Source organism: Oribacterium sp. P9 (assembly GCF_046365365.1).
Classification (GTDB): domain Bacteria; phylum Bacillota; class Clostridia; order Lachnospirales; family Lachnospiraceae; genus Oribacterium.
The window spans coordinates 1-553 of sequence record NZ_JBKEIS010000062.1 but is presented as its reverse complement, the minus strand read 5'-3'; the positions used below and the strand labels follow the sequence as shown (position 1 = coordinate 553).

At 63.1% G+C, this 553-nt stretch carries 1 pseudogene; it reads right to left on the bottom strand.

From position 1 onward, the window contains the following. Positions 1-85 precede the first annotated feature (85 nt). Positions 86-553 (bottom strand): annotated as a pseudogene (locus ACK8P7_RS11005) (relaxase); the annotation flags it as partial.

Genomic DNA, 553 nt, shown 5'->3' with positions numbered 1-553 from the left:
GGATGGCGTGTTTGCCATTCTCCCTGAGCTTCTCTTCCCTGAAGGGCGCGCGCATCAGCCAATCGAACTCAAGCTCTCTTTTGCCCTACGGACGGCCCAACTTCTCGCCGCCCACCTTGCGACTCGGGTGATCGGAGAAGGCGTACAGGTAATCGCGCTGGCGCGCGTTGGGCGAGTTGAGCGAAAGCTCGATGCCCAGGACCCCGAGCAGCTCACGGTAGCTTGCCTCGTCGTTGCTAAGCGCACGAGCGGTCCTAGCGCGCTCACGTATGTCGGCTACCCAGCTGTAGCCGCCCTCGCGCTCGATCCTGCGCTCGGCCTTGCCTTTGTGCTCACGCTGCGAAGTTCTGGCCTCGCCGCCTTTGGCCCGCCTGTTGAAGACCGATGGCCTGTCGGTGAAATAGCCCAGCTCGCGCTCGCGGGCCATCTGCTGCAGGTCGCGGTTGAGTTCCTTGGGCTGCGGGACATGCAGGCGCTTGCCGGTTTCGATGTTCGTGTTGTTGACGACGATGTGCGCGTGCGGGATGGCATGCTCGTAGTCGTCGTGGTAGAC